The 15,959-nt window shown below is 61.4% G+C and carries 17 protein-coding genes; 14 read left to right on the top strand and 3 right to left on the bottom strand.

Annotation, left to right across the window (positions count from 1 at the left end):
• Positions 1–47 precede the first annotated feature (47 nt).
• The 10 genes from ASC96_RS14185 to ASC96_RS14140 all read left to right on the top strand — a co-directional run bounded on the left by ASC96_RS14185 (position 48) and on the right by ASC96_RS14140 (position 8,550).
• Complete coding sequence (locus tag ASC96_RS14185) at positions 48–2,408, top strand: putative monovalent cation/H+ antiporter subunit A (RefSeq protein WP_060503690.1); 2,361 nt, start codon at positions 48–50, stop codon at positions 2,406–2,408.
• Positions 2,405–2,824 carry a Na(+)/H(+) antiporter subunit B gene (locus tag ASC96_RS14180; protein ID WP_060503689.1) on the top strand — a complete coding sequence of 140 codons (420 nt, stop codon included), beginning with the start codon at positions 2,405–2,407 and terminating at the stop codon, positions 2,822–2,824. The genes ASC96_RS14185 and ASC96_RS14180 overlap by 4 nt, the downstream gene beginning before the upstream one ends.
• Positions 2,824–3,201, top strand: a complete 378-nt coding sequence (locus tag ASC96_RS14175) for a Na+/H+ antiporter subunit C (RefSeq protein ID WP_060503688.1) — start codon at positions 2,824–2,826, stop codon at positions 3,199–3,201. The genes ASC96_RS14180 and ASC96_RS14175 overlap by 1 nt, the downstream gene beginning before the upstream one ends.
• A 5-nt stretch (positions 3,202–3,206) precedes the next feature.
• Positions 3,207–4,766, top strand: a complete 1,560-nt coding sequence (locus ASC96_RS14170) for a Na+/H+ antiporter subunit D (protein ID WP_060503687.1) — start codon at positions 3,207–3,209, stop codon at positions 4,764–4,766.
• Positions 4,763–5,239, top strand: a complete 477-nt coding sequence (locus tag ASC96_RS14165) for a Na+/H+ antiporter subunit E (RefSeq protein ID WP_060503686.1) — start codon at positions 4,763–4,765, stop codon at positions 5,237–5,239. Before ASC96_RS14170 ends, ASC96_RS14165 begins: the two co-directional genes overlap by 4 nt.
• Entirely contained in the window at positions 5,236–5,610 is a 375-nt protein-coding gene (locus ASC96_RS14160; protein WP_060503685.1) for a cation:proton antiporter, read from the top strand. The genes ASC96_RS14165 and ASC96_RS14160 overlap by 4 nt, the downstream gene beginning before the upstream one ends.
• Before the next feature lie 17 nt (positions 5,611–5,627).
• Entirely contained in the window at positions 5,628–5,975 is a 348-nt protein-coding gene (gene mnhG / locus ASC96_RS14155; RefSeq protein WP_060503826.1) for a monovalent cation/H(+) antiporter subunit G, read from the top strand.
• Between the two features lie 609 nt (positions 5,976–6,584).
• Positions 6,585–7,016, top strand: coding sequence for a MucR family transcriptional regulator (locus tag ASC96_RS14150; RefSeq protein WP_060503684.1), 432 nt, complete (start codon positions 6,585–6,587; stop codon positions 7,014–7,016).
• A gap of 417 nt (positions 7,017–7,433) precedes the next feature.
• Entirely contained in the window at positions 7,434–7,712 is a 279-nt protein-coding gene (locus tag ASC96_RS14145; RefSeq protein WP_060503825.1) for a helix-turn-helix domain-containing protein, read from the top strand.
• Positions 7,705–8,550, top strand: coding sequence for a DUF6456 domain-containing protein (locus ASC96_RS14140; RefSeq protein WP_060503683.1), 846 nt, complete (start codon positions 7,705–7,707; stop codon positions 8,548–8,550). Before ASC96_RS14145 ends, ASC96_RS14140 begins: the two co-directional genes overlap by 8 nt.
• Here ASC96_RS14140 and ASC96_RS14135 read toward each other — a convergent pair.
• Together ASC96_RS14135 and ASC96_RS14130 are read right to left on the bottom strand one after the other, a co-directional pair.
• Entirely contained in the window at positions 8,547–8,969 is a 423-nt protein-coding gene (locus ASC96_RS14135; RefSeq protein WP_082512073.1) for a SufE family protein, read from the bottom strand. The two genes, ASC96_RS14140 and ASC96_RS14135, sit on opposite strands and share 4 nt — an antisense overlap.
• 158 nt (positions 8,970–9,127) lie before the next feature.
• On the bottom strand, positions 9,128–9,577 hold the full coding sequence (locus ASC96_RS14130) for a DUF5330 domain-containing protein (protein WP_060503824.1): 450 nt from the start codon (positions 9,575–9,577) through the stop codon (positions 9,128–9,130).
• 552 nt (positions 9,578–10,129) lie between these two features.
• On the opposite strand from ASC96_RS14130, the gene ASC96_RS14125 reads away from it, so the two are divergent.
• The 4 genes from ASC96_RS14125 to ASC96_RS14110 all read left to right on the top strand — a co-directional run bounded on the left by ASC96_RS14125 (position 10,130) and on the right by ASC96_RS14110 (position 14,644).
• Positions 10,130–11,728 carry an ATP-binding protein gene (locus tag ASC96_RS14125; RefSeq protein ID WP_164491953.1) on the top strand — a complete coding sequence of 533 codons (1,599 nt, stop codon included), beginning with the start codon at positions 10,130–10,132 and terminating at the stop codon, positions 11,726–11,728.
• The gene (locus tag ASC96_RS14120) at positions 11,700–12,680 is read left to right on the top strand and encodes a peptidoglycan-binding domain-containing protein (protein ID WP_060503680.1); all 981 of its coding nucleotides are present in this window, start codon (positions 11,700–11,702) and stop codon (positions 12,678–12,680) included. The genes ASC96_RS14125 and ASC96_RS14120 overlap by 29 nt, the downstream gene beginning before the upstream one ends.
• Before the next feature lie 94 nt (positions 12,681–12,774).
• The gene (locus ASC96_RS14115; RefSeq protein WP_060503679.1) at positions 12,775–14,226 is read left to right on the top strand and encodes a methyl-accepting chemotaxis protein; all 1,452 of its coding nucleotides are present in this window, start codon (positions 12,775–12,777) and stop codon (positions 14,224–14,226) included.
• Between the two features lie 70 nt (positions 14,227–14,296).
• Positions 14,297–14,644 (top strand): DUF1491 family protein, encoded by a 348-nt coding sequence (locus tag ASC96_RS14110; protein WP_060503678.1) that lies wholly within the window; start codon positions 14,297–14,299, stop codon positions 14,642–14,644.
• 12 nt (positions 14,645–14,656) lie between these two features.
• On the opposite strand, the gene ASC96_RS14105 is transcribed toward ASC96_RS14110, so the two are convergent.
• On the bottom strand, positions 14,657–15,739 hold the full coding sequence (locus tag ASC96_RS14105; RefSeq protein ID WP_060503677.1) for a DUF2336 domain-containing protein: 1,083 nt from the start codon (positions 15,737–15,739) through the stop codon (positions 14,657–14,659).
• Positions 15,740–15,959 lie beyond the last annotated feature (220 nt).

The following is a 15,959-nucleotide window of genomic DNA, read 5'->3' as shown; positions in this document are numbered from 1 at the left end:
CCGTTCCCGCTTTTCGCCATCTATCCACGAAAGGAACCTGCTGACCCATGAATGTCACCGACCTGACATTTCTGGCCCTCTGCCTTCCTTTCCTGGGGGCGCTTTTTGCGCCTTTGCTGACACGAATGCTTGGCCACAATGCCGCCTGGGTACTGGCCCTCATACCGGCGGCGATCTTTGTCCATTTTGCCGGTTTTACGGCGGAAATCGCGCAAGGCACCCCCATCACCGGCGGCTACACCTGGGTGCCGTCCTTCAATGTCCGGTTTTCGTGGCTGATCGATGGCCTGTCGCTGAGTTTCATCCTGCTGATCTCGGGCATCGGCGCGCTGATCGTTCTTTATGCCGGTGGCTATCTGAAGGGCCATGCGCATCAGGGCCGGTTCTTCTCGTTCCTGTTGATGTTCATGGGGTCGATGCTCGGCCTCGTCGCGTCCGACAGCTTCCTGATGCTGTTCGTCTTCTGGGAACTGACGTCGATCACGTCGTTCCTGCTGATCGGCTTTGACCATCATCGCGAAGCCGCGCGCCGTGCCGCCTTCCAGGCGCTGGTCGTTACCGGCGGCGGCGGGCTGTTTCTGCTCGCCGGTCTGATCGTGCTCTGGAACATTTCCGGTGTTACCCAGTTCTCGGCGCTGATGTCTCTTGGTCCGATGGTCAAGGCAAGCCCGCTTTATCTCGCAGCGCTCGTACTGGTGCTGGGCGGCGCCTTCACCAAATCGGCGCAGTTTCCGTTCCATTTCTGGCTGCCGAACGCCATGGAAGCGCCGACACCGGTTTCCGCCTACCTGCATTCGGCGACCATGGTGAAGGCCGGGGTCTATCTGTTGATGCGGCTCAACCCCGTGCTGGGGGATACGCCGGAGTGGCAGCTTATTCTGCCGGTATTCGGTGCCGCGACCCTCGTCATCGGCGCGCTTCTCGCGGTGCGCCAGACGGACCTGAAGCTGATGCTCGCCTATACGACAATGTCGTCGCTCGGCCTTCTGGTGATGCTAACCGGTTTCGGCGTGCCCTATGCCATCGAGGCGGCGGTGCTCTATCTCGTTGCGCATTCGCTGTTCAAGGGCGCCCTGTTCATGGTGGCGGGCATCATTGATCACGAGACCGGCACCCGCGATGTTACCCGTCTCGGCGGGCTGCGCACTGCTATGCCGCTGACATTCGCAATTGCGCTTGCTGCCGCCATCTCGATGGGCGGCCTGCCGCCTTTCTTCGGCTTTCTGGCCAAGGAAGAGGTTTATGCCGCTCTGTCGTCGTCTGATCCTCGTTCGATCGTTTTTGCGGTTCTTGTGATCACCGGCAACGCGCTGATGTTTGCCATCGCCTTCGCTGTGGCGCTGAAGCCGTTTTCCGGAAAGCTGGTGGCAACGCCAAAGCACCCGCATGAAGCACCGGTGCTGCTCTGGCTTGGCCCGGCCGTGCTGGCGCTGGCCGGTCTCGTCGCGGCCGTGCTATCGGCGGCCGGACACGCCTTGATCTCCACCCCGATGGCATCCGCTATCGCCGGCGAGCCGCGCGTGATCACCATTTCGCTTGTGCCGCATATCGGCGTTCCGCTGGCACTGTCCGGCATCACCGGCGTTATCGGTATTGCACTTTACCTTGGCCTGGCGCGGGTGAGGGCAGGCGTCGCGTCCGTTCTCGCCTGGATCGGCTGGGGGCCGGACCGTGGCTTCGATCAGGCTATCCGCGGTCTCGTGCGCTTTTCCTTCGCCGTGACCCGGCGGCTGCAGAATGGCAGGCTGGACAGTTACATGACCATGACTTTCACAGCGATTGCGGCCGTTCTGCTCGTGCCGCCGTTCGTCTTCGGCGAATTGGCGCTGGCGCCGGTCTTCCCGTCCATTCCTCTGCACGAACTGGCGATCATGGTCATCGCGGTGATCGGCCTATTTGCCGTCGTTCTCGCCAAGGACCGGCTGACGGCAATCGTCTCGCTCGGCATTCAGGGCTTCTCGGTCGCGGTCATCTTCCTGCTCTACGGCGCGCCGGATCTGGCCTTCACCCAGTTCATGATCGAAACGCTGGCGGTGGTGATCCTTGCGCTGGTGATGACACGGTTGAGGCTGTCGCCGTCCGATCATCGTCCGTTCCGCGAGACCCTGCCGGATGCAGCGATCGCCATTGCCTGCGGGCTGGGCGCCGGGCTGCTGTTGCTCAAGGTGACACAGGTGCCGTTCGACACGGCGTTGTCTGATTTCTTCGCGCAATATTCGAAAACCATCGCCCACGGCGCCAATATCGTCAACGTCATCATCGTCGACTTCCGCGGCACCGATACGCTGGGCGAGATTGCCGTGGTGATGATCGCCGGGCTGGCCATTCTGTCGCTCGTGCGCCTGCGGGCCGGATCGATGCGCCGCATCGCCGACAATGATCCCGACGCGGAGGAGGCCGGCCGATGAAATCGCTGATCTTCCGGACCATTACGCCAGTCATCACCAGCGTCATGATGCTGTTCTCGATCTTCGTGCTGCTGCGCGGCCATAATGAGCCGGGCGGAGGCTTCATCGGCGGCCTGATCGCCGTTGCCGCCCTGTCGATCTATGGCATCGCCTTTGGCGGCGAGACGGTGCGGCGCGCCATCGTCTTTCATCCGCTGTCGATCGCCGGGGCCGGGCTGCTGCTGGCGACATTGTCCGGCCTGTTGTCGATGGTTTTCCATGTACCGTTCATGACCGGGCTGTGGGTCTATCCGGTGGTTTTCGGCGAAGAGATTCCGCTGTCGAGCGTGATGACTTTCGATATCGGCGTCTATCTGGTCGTGGTCGGCGCGGTCACCTCGATTGCCCTGTCGCTCGAGGAAAGGGGGGAAGACTGATGGAACCTGTTTTCGCCGTTCTGACCGGCATTTTCCTCGCCGTTGCCGTTTACCTGCTGTTGTCGAAGTTCATCATCCGCATCTTGCTCGGCGTTGCCATTCTCGGCAATGCGGTCAACCTTCTGCTCTTCACCAGCGGCCGTATCCTGCGCGAGGTACCGCCGGTGATTGGGGCGGGGCTGGATGTTCCCGCCGGTGTGACCGCCAATCCGCTGCCGCAGGCACTGATCCTGACGGCAATCGTCATTTCCTTTTCGTTCTTCGCTTTCCTTTTGGTGCTGTCCTGGCGCGCCTACAGCGTTCTTGGAACGGACAACACCGATATTATGCGCGTGGCCGAGCCGGACGATGTCCAGCCGCCGCCGCTCGGATACTGACAGACATGGCCGCTTCCTCTTCCCCTGCCGATCTCTCCGCAGCCCTGGTTCTTCAGCCGGTGGCAGCGCTCGACTGGCTGGTGATACTGCCGGTCGCCTGGTGCATTTCGATCGGCGCGATCCTGATGATGATCCGCCACAAGGGCGTGGCGCAGCCGCTGGTGGCGATCGCCGGGCTTGCCGTTCTTGTCCTGCTCGATGCCGCCCTTCTGTGGCATGTCGCGCAAGGCGGGCCGGTGACGATGGTTATGGGCCGCTGGCTGCCGCCGTTCGGCATCGCGTTCACGGTTGATCTGACCGGTGCGCTGTTTGCGCTGACATCGGCCGTGGTGGCGCTGGTCGGTGCGGCCGCCGCCATCGACGATGTCAATGCCAGCGGCAGGCGCTACGGTTTTTACCCTTTCCTGCTGCTGCTGATGGCGGGTGTTAGCGGCGCGTTTCTGACCGGCGACGTCTTCAACCTCTATGTCTGGTTCGAGGTGCTTTTGATCTCGTCCTTCGGGCTTCTCGTGCTGGGGGGCGAGCGCGAGCAGATCGATGGCGCGGTGAAATACGGTTTTCTCAACCTCGTTGCCACTACGTTGTTCCTGATCACCACCGGTTATCTCTACGGCATCTTCGGCACGCTCAACATGGCCGACATCGCGGCCAAGGCCCCGGGCTTGCAGGCGCAAGCGCCGCTGGTGACGCTGACGGCGCTCTATCTTCTCGCCTTCTCGATGAAGGCGGCGGCGTTCCCGGTGAATTTCTGGCTGCCGGCCTCCTATCATACGCCGCGCATTGTCGTGTCGGCGCTGTTTGCCGGCCTGCTGACCAAGGTCGGCATCTATGCCCTGATCCGTGTCGGGGTCATGCTGTTTCCGGCCGAGATTGAACAGTTGAGCCTTGCGCTGGCGATTGTCGCGGCGCTGACCATGCTCACCGGTTCGCTGGGGGCGCTGGCGCAAAACGATACCCGACGTCTGCTCGGTTATCTCGTCATCTCCGGTATCGGCGCCATGCTGGCCGGTATCGCCATCGGCGGGCCGGAGGCGATCGGTGGGGTGATTTTCTATGCGCTGCATTCCATGCTGGTGATGACGGCGCTCTATCTGGCAGCCGGTCTTGCCGCCCGGTTGAGTGGCGATTTTTCGCTCGGGCCCGCCGGTGGACTCTACCGTCACTATCTGCTGTTTACGGCGCTGTCGCTGATGCTGTTCTTCTCGGTGTCCGGCCTGCCGCCGTTTTCCGGCTTCTGGCCAAAGGTGATGCTGGTCAAGGCTGCCATCGATGGAGGTGTTTCGTGGCTGGCGGCCATCTTGCTTTTGTCCGGCTTTCTCACCACGATTGCCACGGGCCGGGTGTTCCTGCTTTCCTATTGGCGACCAGCTGATGCGCCGGCGGCGGCAGTGCCGCAGCCGCTGGCATTCACCGCCCTGTTGCCGCTCCTGGTCCTGACGGCACTGAGCATTCTTATCGGGCTCCTTCCCGAAACCCTGCTCAACCTCGTCCAGCAGGCAGCATCGACGCTCAGCGAGCCATCCGCCTATCTCAATTCGGTCTTTCCGGCGGGAGGTGCGTCATGACATTCCTCATGGTCAACGTGTTGTTGATGCTGACCTGGGCGGCCGTGTCGGGCAGTTTCACCATTCCCAACCTGCTGCTGGGTCTTGCCGTGGGCGCGCTGTCGCTGTGTCTGGTGCGCGAACAGTTTGCCGCTGCCCGTCACCGCGTCAATCCCGTCAAGCTCTTGGTCCTGACCGCTGTCTTCTTCAAGGAGTTGTCGCTCTCGGCGATCAAGGTGGCGCTTCTCGTCATTCGGCCCGATATGCAGTTGCGGCCGGGCATTTTCGCCTTTCCGTTGACGTTGACGCGCGATTTCGAAATCACGCTGCTTGCCAACCTGATCACGTTGACACCCGGCACTTTGTCGGTCGATGTCTCGGAAGACCGCAAGACGCTGTATGTCCACGCGCTTGATTGCCATGATCCGGCGGCTGAGAAGCGGGCGATTTCCACCGGCTTCGAACGCCGCATTCGGGAGGCCTTTCCGCTATGAGCGCCGCCGCCATCCTGTCTTCTTCGATCTATTTCGCGCTTGCCGCGCTGTCGCTTGGCCTATTGCTGACGGTGGTGCGGATCCTGCGCGGACCAACCTTGCCCGACCGGGTGCTCGGTCTCGACATGCTGGTGGCGATCGCCATCGGCCTGATCGCAGTCCTTGCCATCAAGAGCGGCTTCAATCTCTATGTCGATATCGCCATTGCGCTCAGCCTTGTCGGCTTCCTGGCAACGGTCGCCTTTGCGCGGTTCATCCTGGCGCGGGGGCTTTCTCCGGAAAAGCAAGGTGGGGCAGGGCGCCCGCTTCCAGCGGCGCAGAAGGCGAAGCGCGTCAAGCCGGTCCGGCGCAACAAGAAGGTGGGGCGGTAATGGCAACTGATCCCGATATGGCGATGGTGCTCGTGGTCAGCGCGCTCCTGGTGATCGGCTCGCTGTTCAGCGTTCTGGCAGCGTTGGGTGTGCTGCGTTTCCCCGATCTCTACACGCGCATGCACGCAGCCTCCAAGGCGGGGACGATCGGCTCCGGTCTGTTGCTGCTTGCCGCCGGTATCCACGCGATGGATATCGCCATCCTGCTGCGCGCGCTCGCCGGTTTCGCCTTCTTCCTGCTGACTGCGCCGCTCTCGGCCCATTTGCTTGCCAAGGCCGCCCATCAGGCCGGGTATCGTCTGACCAATCTGTCGGTGACGGACCAGATGCCGCAGCCGTCTCCGCAGAAATCGCGTAGCCTCTGATACGCCGTGCCTTTAATCGAACGCATTCTGCCGCGATGCATGCGTCCGGGCGATTCTGATCGGGTGCGTCGGCTTACTATGCCGCACACCGGGGTTTCTCCCTAGAATGTCTACCGGCCGGTTCTTGGTAATGCTGGAAACAATGTGGTTAATACCAAGTAAAATGCCAATTACTTGCCAAGCTGCACAGCCTCTGCGGCCGGATGTATCGTAATGTTTCCGCTTGCGCGGCGATATGCGCGACTCTTAAAGATCAAGAGGCTAAATCTCGCATAAATTATGGTTGGACTTTTGCCTGATCGATGCTAATCGAGTAAAGGCAAAGTGTCCATTTTCGTATTACTTCATCCTGAAATTCCAGCATGGGTTGTGACTATTGATTGTTGCTTTGAGGCGCAGGGTTGTCCCGGCGCTTTGGTAACGGATTCCAATCCCTAAGAATTAGGAGTATTATACGGTTCTCGTGGTTTTCTGTCGCTGTCAGAAGCAAAGTGCATCTGGCTCGGCGGGAAACGTGATGTTCGGGCACTTTCTCAAAATGGTTTGGTTGTGCTCGCGATAAACCCGTCGCGGGCGCGTTTGAAGTGATTCCGATAGGAGAAAGAAAAAATGACGGATCTACCGCTTGGCTCGGGCCATGATCTACTGGTTGAATTGACCGCCGAGATCGTTGCCGCCTATGTCAGCAATCATGTCGTGCCGGTCGCCGAACTGTCGACGCTGATCGGTGATGTGCATGCTGCGCTGAACAACACGAGCAGCCCGGCTCCTGTCGCTGTAGTGATCGAAAAGCCGAAGCCTGCCGTATCGGTGCGCAAGTCGGTTCAGGATGACCAGATTACCTGTTTGGAGTGCGGTGGCACGTTCAAGTCGCTGAAGCGCCACCTGATGACCCATCACACCCTGTCGCCGGAAGAATACCGCGAGAAATGGGACCTGCCGACAGACTATCCGATGGTCGCTCCGGCCTATGCCGAAGCGCGTTCGCGTCTCGCCAAGGAAATGGGCCTCGGCCAGCGCCGCAAGCGCCGCGCCAAGTAAGTTACGCGGATATCAGCGGTAAAATTTCCAAGCCGGTCTGGCTCCCACAGACCGGCTTTTTTGTCTCCAACGGTGACGCTAAAAAATGAAGGCGAGGAAAATAAACCTATTATTTTCCTCAAAAAGCTTGAAAACCATGGAAAAACAACGGATGGTTGTGGCTGCGCGCTTTCTTTCATCCCCGCAATCACACTAGGGTGTATGAATTAATTCCTATCTGAGGAGTGAGCCATGCATCTGAGTAACTTTCTTCATCGGCCCTTGTCCCTAAAACCGTCCTTGCCGGCGCCAAGAGCGCGCATGGTCACGCAGTCCATCCTGCCGCCCGGTTCAGGCACGCTCGACGATCCATGGGGCCCGGTTCTGTCTGTTGCCGCCCACCACCGGTGCCGCCTTGTGCGGCAGGTGACGGCGGAGATGGTGATGATGGTCGGCGAGCGCGTGCCGCTCCGGCGTGACCGCCGCCGCACCAGCTGCCATGTCCGGCAGATTTCCATGTATGTCTGCCATGTGGTGCTGCAGATTTCGCTGACCGATATCGGCTATTCCTTCGGCCGCGACCGTACCACCGTCAGCCATGCCTGCAATGTCGTCGAGGACCGGCGCGACGATCAGGCCTTTGATGACTTCATCGCCGCGCTGGAGCGCGTCGTCACCTGCTTCTTCGGTGCACCGGGAGGACGCGACCATGCCTGACACAAGCGGAAAGGACGCACGCGCCGCGCAAAAGGATCTTGTTCGCTTCGTTCGCACTGTCGTTACCCACGCCCCTGTCCGGCTGGAGCCCGGAGAGGGGGCCGTGACGCTCGTTCCAGACAGCAAGGGTTCGCACGGGGGCAAGTTGTCGCGCCCGGTTTCCGGAACCACGGTCGCTCAGGCCCTTTCGCTTGGACTGGTCGTCCTTGATGGTCGTTGCATGCGGGCAACGGCAGAGGCGTTGCCTTTCCTGCGCCGCGCGCTTGTGATGCCGGAAGAGGGGTTTCAGGAACAGCACCGCGAAATCGAGAGCGGGACCGTTGCACTGGACGGCGTCCGCCAGGCCGTTCGGGTCAACCAGCTGGAATCGCCGCTCGGTGCTTGCGCGCGGCTGAAAGAGAAATCCGGCCAGCCCTTCCTGCCGCCGGAGGCGATTACGGCGGGTGAGCGGCTGCATGCCGATTTTACCCGCGCGAATTTGCAGCCACGGCTGACCATGGTTTACGAACCGCGGCTCTCGACGAAGACCAGGGGCGGCGTGGGTGGTGCTGCCGATCTCAGCGATTCTGCCATGTCGGCGCGGTTTCGGGTCGGAAAGGCAATGGAGGCGATCGGTCCAGAACTCTGCGGTGTGGCGCTGGATATCTGCTGCTTCCAGAAGGGCTTGGAAATTGTCGAGCGGGAGCGGCAATGGCCTGCGCGCTCGGCCAAGCTGATGCTGCGCACCGCGCTGATGGCGCTTGCCCGCCACTATACGCCACCACGCAAGGATGCAAAACGCAGCCATGCGTGGGGTGCGGAGGGGTATCGCCCGCAGGCGAACGATATTGTGCTTTAGGCGGCCAGTTGGCGGGCGGCCTCGTCCTTGATCCGCTTGATCATCGAGCGCAGGCCATTGGCGCGTTGCGCGGTCAGGTATTCGATCAGTCCCATGCGGTTAAACAGGTCGATGGCATCGGTCTTGACGATGTCGGAGGCATGCTGCCCGGAAAAGATCGACAGGACGATGGCGACCAGGCCGCGCACGATATGCGCATCTGATTCGCCCTCGAAGGTCAGGATCGGGTCGCTTGCCGCCGGGCTGGCATGGGTGACCAGCCAGACCTGGCTGGCGCAACCCTGCACCTTGTTTTCAGACGTGCGTTTTTCGTCCGGCATCTCCGGCAGCTTGCGGCCAAGCTCGATGACATAGCTCATCCGGTCCTGCCAATCGTCCAGATAGGCGCAATTGTCGATGATTTCGGCAAGCGGGGTGATCGGCGATGTGTGCAACTGGTCCATGCCGTTGATATAGGCGATGGATTGGCAAATGAGAACTGCAAAAAGAAAAGCCGTGAGGGGTGGGCGTTCCTCACGGCGGCCGTAAAATCGGCAGTTCAGGCAGTTGTAAAATCGTGGTGGTCTGCGGGTGCGTGTCAGCGCACAACCGAAACCTTCGGCTCGATGCGTTTTTCGGGAACGGGGATTCTGTTGAAGACGGGCTCCGGCTGCGCGGCGGCCTGTTCGGCGGTGGCGAGATCGGTGGTGACGTCGATAGTAGGCTGCGGGGCGGCGGCAACGGTGCCGGTGGTCACGGCGTCGCTCGGTTCGGCAAACTGCTGATCGAGGAACTGATAGGCGATCTTGGCGCCTTCACGGGCCCGGTGGCCAAGTGCGACGAAGGTTTCGGTTCCCTTGACGCAGACATCCGGCTTTTCGACGCAGATGGCGCTGATGTAGCCGAATGCCTCAGTGGCGGCCGAGACCGTATCGCCGACATCGACCTTGGGGCCGCGCTCCAGTGTCGAAGTGCTTGCCGGATCGAGAAACGGCAGGAGCACCAGCACCAGCGAAAACCAGAATGTTCCCTTGATCAGAAACCACATTGTCTTGCCCATCCTTTGGTCAGGCGCTCAAACCTGCGTCCGGTCTCTGCCGGGTTCGCTCCCTTGGCGCCTTGTCATCACACCTTAGGCAGGGATTCGGAACATGCCTTTGCCAAAACCAGTGGCATTTGCACCGTCTTTTCATAAAATTTGAATTATCGGCATTTGAATGGCATTTATCGTGCATTTTAACAGTCGCTATTAAGGTTCAAGGCGAAGCGGTTCCGGTCAAGCCCCGAAACGCGGGGTCTCACGGCGGGCGGGGGTGCCACACAGGTTAACGCGGGAGCAAAAACCCGCTAAAATCCGGCGCTTACACCCCGTTAACCACAAAAGATAAAGCCCCGGCGATTTGTCCCGGAATGGGACTTTGAAGGCCTTTCGCGGGATTTGTCGCAGTTTCATTTATCCTTTCATTAAGCCGCCAGTGCGAAATTCGGATGTGCAAGATGATCGTTCAATGAAACCGTTTCCGGTCGTGCATGATGATTTGCTTATAAAGAATGGAGCCATGACGGGCTCCGGAAAAGAACGAGCGTACAGGGTCAGACGTTGAGAGTATTGCGTAACATTGCTGGCAGGATGGCGTCGCGTGTCGATGACGTCGCGCGCCTTTGGCTGCCCCGCCAGGTGGCGGGAGAGCCGGAGGCAAGCCGCGAATTCGCCGTTATCCGGGCGGTCGCAGCCACGGCTCTCGTTGCGTTCCCGACGGTTCCCCTCGCGCTCTCTGTTGTCTTGCCGGTTTCGCTGGCCCTGCCGGTCGGCGCGGCTTCAGTCGGTGCTGCGGCACTGATCGCAACCGTCGGCGGTATTGCCTATCAACGAGGCCGCACGCCTGCCGCCGTCGAAATCCGGGAAATGCCCATCGATAATGGCGCCCGCCATTATGATTGTTTTGCCGGTCTGGTGACGATCCACGACATCCGCGGCTCGGTCACATCCGTGCATGGCCGCGACGCCGAATCCTATCTGGCCTGGATGCGCAATCCCTGCGGCCGGGGGTTCATCGAACAGATCCACGTCTCCGATCGCATCCTGTTTCTGCAGGCCATCGATACGCTGCGCCAGGGCAATCGCCAGGCGACCATCGACATCCGGCTGGAGCATCCCAACGTCTTTGCCGGCGGCGAGCAGTTCGTCCACATGCGCTGCGAAATGACGGCGCTTGGCGAGGTCGACGGCGAATTCGCCATCCTCGTCCAGTCGCGCGACGTGTCCGAAGAGGCGCGGCTGCGTGCCGAAGCCATCTACAAGACGGGGCTTGCGGAATCCGCCAACGATGCCAAGACCCGTTTCCTGGCGGCGGTCAGCCATGAGTTGCGCACGCCGCTCAATGCCATTCTCGGCTTTTCCGACATCCTGTCGGGGGAATATTTCGGCAAGCTCGAAAACGACCGGCAGCGCGAATATGTCTCGCTGATCAACCAGTCGGGCGCCCATCTTCTATCGGTCGTTAACACCATGCTCGATATGAGCAAGATCGAGGCTGGCCGCTATGAACTGATGCCGGAACCGTTCCGGGTCGCCGATGCCGTCAGCGCCTGCGAAGCGATGCTGGGCCTGCAGGCGCGCGAAAAGGGCGTGCAGCTGACCAGCCGGATCATGCGCAATGTTGCAGAGGTTAATGCCGACCAGCGTGCGATCCAGCAGATCCTGATCAATCTGGTCGGCAATGCCATCAAGTTCACCGATCGCGGCGGTCTCGTCACCATCGACGCAGAAATTGCCGGCAGCAATCTCAACCTGATCGTCAGCGATACCGGCATTGGCATCGCCGAGAACAAGCTGTCGTCGCTCGGACAGCCGTTCGTGCAGATCCAGAACGACTATACCCGCAAATACGAGGGGACCGGCCTTGGCCTGTCGCTGGTCAAGGGACTGGTGGCGCTGCATGGCGGAGAATTCAACATCCGCAGCCGTCCGGGCGAGGGCACCGTCATCACGGTAACGATCGCGCTCGACGGTTCCGGCATTGTCGGCATCGACGAGCAGGAACCTGTGGAACAGACAATGGTGGAGTTTCCGCCGCGCCTGAAGGAGCGTACGCGGGTAAAGACGAACGGCAAGTCCTTTCCGGAAGCGAGCCGGAGGGATGCCGAGGGAATGAACGGGGGTGCTGGTCATGACGGCTCGCAAGCGAAAACAGCCTGAGAAGAAAAAGAAAGCGCAGCGCGGCGCGGGCCTTATGGCCGCGGGCCTGGCGATGCGCGGCCTGACCTTCGCCGGCCGCCTGGCGTCGCGCAATCCGCGCGTCTTCGGCGGCTCGCTGGCGTTTGCGGTTGCCTTCAGTTTCGTCGCCGCCAATGCCATGTGGTACCAGCCGGGCGCGCATCCTTCACCCTTCATGCGCACACGCCTGCCGTTTGTCGATCCGCAAACCGCAAAGGCGGCGGCCGAAGAGGATGGCCTTTCACCCCGTAAGGTGACGACCTTCGTCATCCAGCGTGAGGAAGAGGGGGAGCAGACGGCCAGCATCGACCAGCCGAAACCGGAGCCGGAAGCTGAAACCGTTTCCGGGATTATCCAGTCTGCGCCTGCAGCGACACCTGCGGCCGACGGAGCGCTTGTGGCCGGTATCCAGAAGGAACTGGCGCGCCGGGGCTTCTACGACGGTCCCGCCGACGGCAAGACCGGCCCGAAAACCTCGGCGGCGATCCTGCGCTTTGAAAAACAGGCGGGCCGTCCGGAGACGGGCTCGGCAAACGCAACGCTGCTGGCAGCCTTGCAGGCAAAAGGCGCCGCACAGGGCAATGCACAGCAGACGGGTGGCAAGACGGCTTCCGCGGCAAAACCCGCGCAGCGGCCGTATGAGAACGTCAAGGGTGGCAAGGGTGAACTCGATCCGGTCGCAGCGGCAATCCGCAATGCCGAGATCGATCCGCAATATATCCCCAAGGTCGATATTCCTGCCTCCAGCGAACTGGTGATGAATATCCAGAAGGGTCTGACCAACCTTGCCTATAGCGACGTGTCGATCGACGGTGTCGCCGGTGAGCAGACCCGCTCGGCCATCCGCCATTTCGAAAAGCACTACCGGCTGCCCGAAACCGGCCAGCCAAGCGACAAGGTGCTGAAAAAAATGAAGGAAATCGGCGCTCTCTGAATTTCCCGTGTCCGTTGCATGCCTCTAAAATTCCCGTTTTTGCTTCGTTAACCCTGTTCGCATAGGTTGTAGCGGGGTTGAGGAGAGAATTGGGATGGTGACGACGGCTTTGCGCATACCTGTGTCCGGAATTCAGCCGGGCGCGGACGATAGCGATACGGGCGCCAGTGGCCTCGGGCGCGTCATCGCCGATATGGCGCGCGAAGCCGCCGGTCTTGGCATCGATCTTGTCGATATTGCCGGGGCGATCCAGAATGCCGCGGCGCTGTCTGCCCGCCATGTCGATATCTTTTCCAGCGTTACCGCCACCGCCCGCTCGATTGCCGCCGCCAATGGCGAGGTCGCCCGCTCGCTGCGTGAAACCGACGCTTCGGCCACCAGCGCCCGCACGGTGCTGGGCGAGCAGGGTCAGCGGCTGCAAGGCTCGCTAGCCGAAATCGACCACATGGTCGCGACGACGCGGGAAATCGGCGCGGAAATCTCGTCTTTCTCCGGCGCGTTGTCGGAAGTCGACCGCTTTGCCGGCGAGATCAGCACGATCGCCCGTCAGACCAACCTCCTGGCGCTGAACGCAGCGATCGAGGCGGCGCGGGCAGGCGACGCCGGCAAGGGTTTTGCCGTGGTCGCGGCCGAAGTGCGCGCCCTCGCGCTGCAGACATCGCAGACCACCGCCTCGATTCAGAAGACGCTTGGCGAACTGCGCAGCCGCATCGTGCGGTTGACGTCGGCAGGTGAGCAGGCCTCGGCCTCAGCCAAGGGCGTCAAGGAAAAGGCAGGCGAGATCCAAGGCTCCTTTGCCAGCATGGAACAGGTCATGTCGGCGATCCTCGACAGCGCATCCTCTGTGACCGGAACGACCGATGCCGTTGACCGGCAATATGCCGCCTTTGCCGAGCAACTGACGGATATCGCTGGCGAGATCCATACGTCGAGCGGCGCGCTGCAGACGGCGTCGGCCCGCGTCGATGCCGTCGTTTCGGTGTCTGAGAAGATCATCCAGGTAACGGCGAGCGCCGGGCTTGAAACGCCTGACAGCCCCCATATCCGCACCGCCTGCGCTGTCGCAGCGACGATTTCAGAGGTGTTCGAGCGGCATGTCGCGTCCGGCAGTATCAGCATGGATGCGCTGTTTGATCGGCAGTACCGGCAGATTGCGGGCAGCAATCCGCCTCAGATGACCACTCGCTTTACCGAGTTTACCGATCGAGTTCTGCCGGCCATCCTTGAACCGGTCGCCACGTCCGACGAGCGCATCGCCTTCTGTGCACCGATCGACGAGAATGGCTATCTTCCGACCCACAACCGCAAATTTTCCCATCCGCAGCGCGCAGGCGACACGGACTGGAACACCGCAAACTGCCGCAATCGCCGCATGTTCAACGACCGGGTCGGGCTTGCCGCGGGCCGCAGTACCGAGCCTTTTCTGGTGCAGACCTACCGGCGTGACATGGGGGCCGGGAATTTCGTGCTGATGAAGGATATCTCTGCCCCGATCTTCGTCAACGGCCGCCACTGGGGCGGGTTGCGGCTGGCGATCCGGGTCTAGGCGCGGGACGAGCGGGTAAGCGGAGCAGGGGGAGTTTGCGCCCAGGCTCCGTGGAGTGTATCAGCCGTGTATGCGCCTGAAATCAGAAATCTTTGTGTCTGCCCTTGTTCGCCGGGTCTTTGGCCTTGGCGGTTATGCCGCCGTGCTGCGCAAGGGGGCAGGCGAAGCCGGTGCGATCTTCATCCGGCAGCGGTCACGCATTGGCACTGAGACGTTCTATGCGCCAGCACCGCAGAGCTTCTTCGATGACCCGGCGCCAGGCCGGCTATTTGAGATCCGGCTAGAAGAGGCCGACGCCGATGCGGTCGATCAGGCGATTGCCCGGGAGATCCGGTTCGATCCGGATTGCTGGGTGGTGGAGATCGAAGTGGATGCGCGCGGCGATCTGTTCGATGTTGTGACCGAAAAACCGAATTGACCCTGTAAAAACTCAGCGGCCGCGGCCGAAGGTCCGCTTCTGCTGGGTATCGGCGGAAGCGCGGGCCGGGTCCTGCCGCGAAGATGTCTGGCGCGGATCGTTGCCACGATCCGGCGACAGGTAGGCCTGATGTCCGGCCGGGCCGGTGGTATCCTTTTGGTCCGACTGTAGCCAAGCCTGGACGCGGACGCGACAGGTCTCCAAGCTCAGCGAGGCAAGCAGCGCTTCGCCGCGCGTGGTGCCGCCGAGACGCTCGGTCAGGTCCGGGTAGAAGGCGCAGAGCACGAAGAGGCTGTCATCGGCGTGCATGTCCAGCGCCGTCAACGTCGTGGCGAGCTGTTGGCCGGATATATCGAGCAGAATCCGCTCACCCAATTCTGCGGTCGAGCGCAGCGCCGCCGACAGGCTGGCGGCAAAAAGATTGGCCTCGCCGGAGCGGGCGAAGCGAACGAGCAGCGCCTCATGCAGGGAATCCACCGGCTCGATGACCGGCAGGGCTGCGGTGGTTTTCTGGGGCGCCCGGGCCAGCGACTTCAGGTCGTTGCGCAGCTTTTCCTCGCGCAGCAATTTGGCCGCGGTCATGTCCTGGGCTGTCGCTTCCGGCTGGCGCTGCGATACTTCTGTAGTGCGCGGGGTGGGAGAGGCAGGCAGGACAGGAACTGCTGCCTTTGCCGGGGCAGAGGCGGTCTGGCGGCGCTCGACGAGCGCATCGACCACATGAACCGAGAGATTGTCGCGCCGCGCAATGGCGGTAGCGTGTGCTTGCCCCTGGGTGCGGATGACCTGCAGCAGTGTCGCATCATCGATCGAGGCGGAGCGGGTGAGAAAGATCGCGGCAATGGAAATCGGTGCATTGCCGATCTGCAATGCCACCGATGGCGGTAGGTGCTGGCATTGGGAAAGGGCGGCGGCGGCCTGACGGCGCGCCTCGTCGCTGGAGGCGGAAAACAGCGGATCGAACAGTTCGGAGAATTGCTTGAGGTCGGTCCGGCGGGGGCGGCGCAGTCCTTCAAAACCGGTCACGGTCGCCATCAGGACCACGTCCTTCAGCCGCCCTGCCTGCGGTCTTTCCAACTCACGAAACCGGTCCGCCACGGATACACCCACTCATACGCACAACACATTGTCCCGATTTCGAACAGCCGGCATGGCCGCTTGTCCGAAAGGGTGGCGAAATTTCAGACACGGACGGAGGGGACGTTTTCGAACGCCGCTGGCGCTACCAGTATCATCGACGCTAAGGCGCTGAAAACATTGGTGCCGACGAAAGCATGCCGACCCTGCCGATCATGGCTGAATGATGATCCGAGATTAG

Origin of the sequence: Rhizobium sp. Root1204 (assembly GCF_001424965.1) — a bacterium.
Classification (GTDB): Bacteria; Pseudomonadota; Alphaproteobacteria; order Rhizobiales; family Rhizobiaceae; genus Pararhizobium.
The sequence above is the reverse complement of the archived record's forward strand: the minus strand, read 5'-3'. Positions and strand labels throughout refer to the sequence as shown.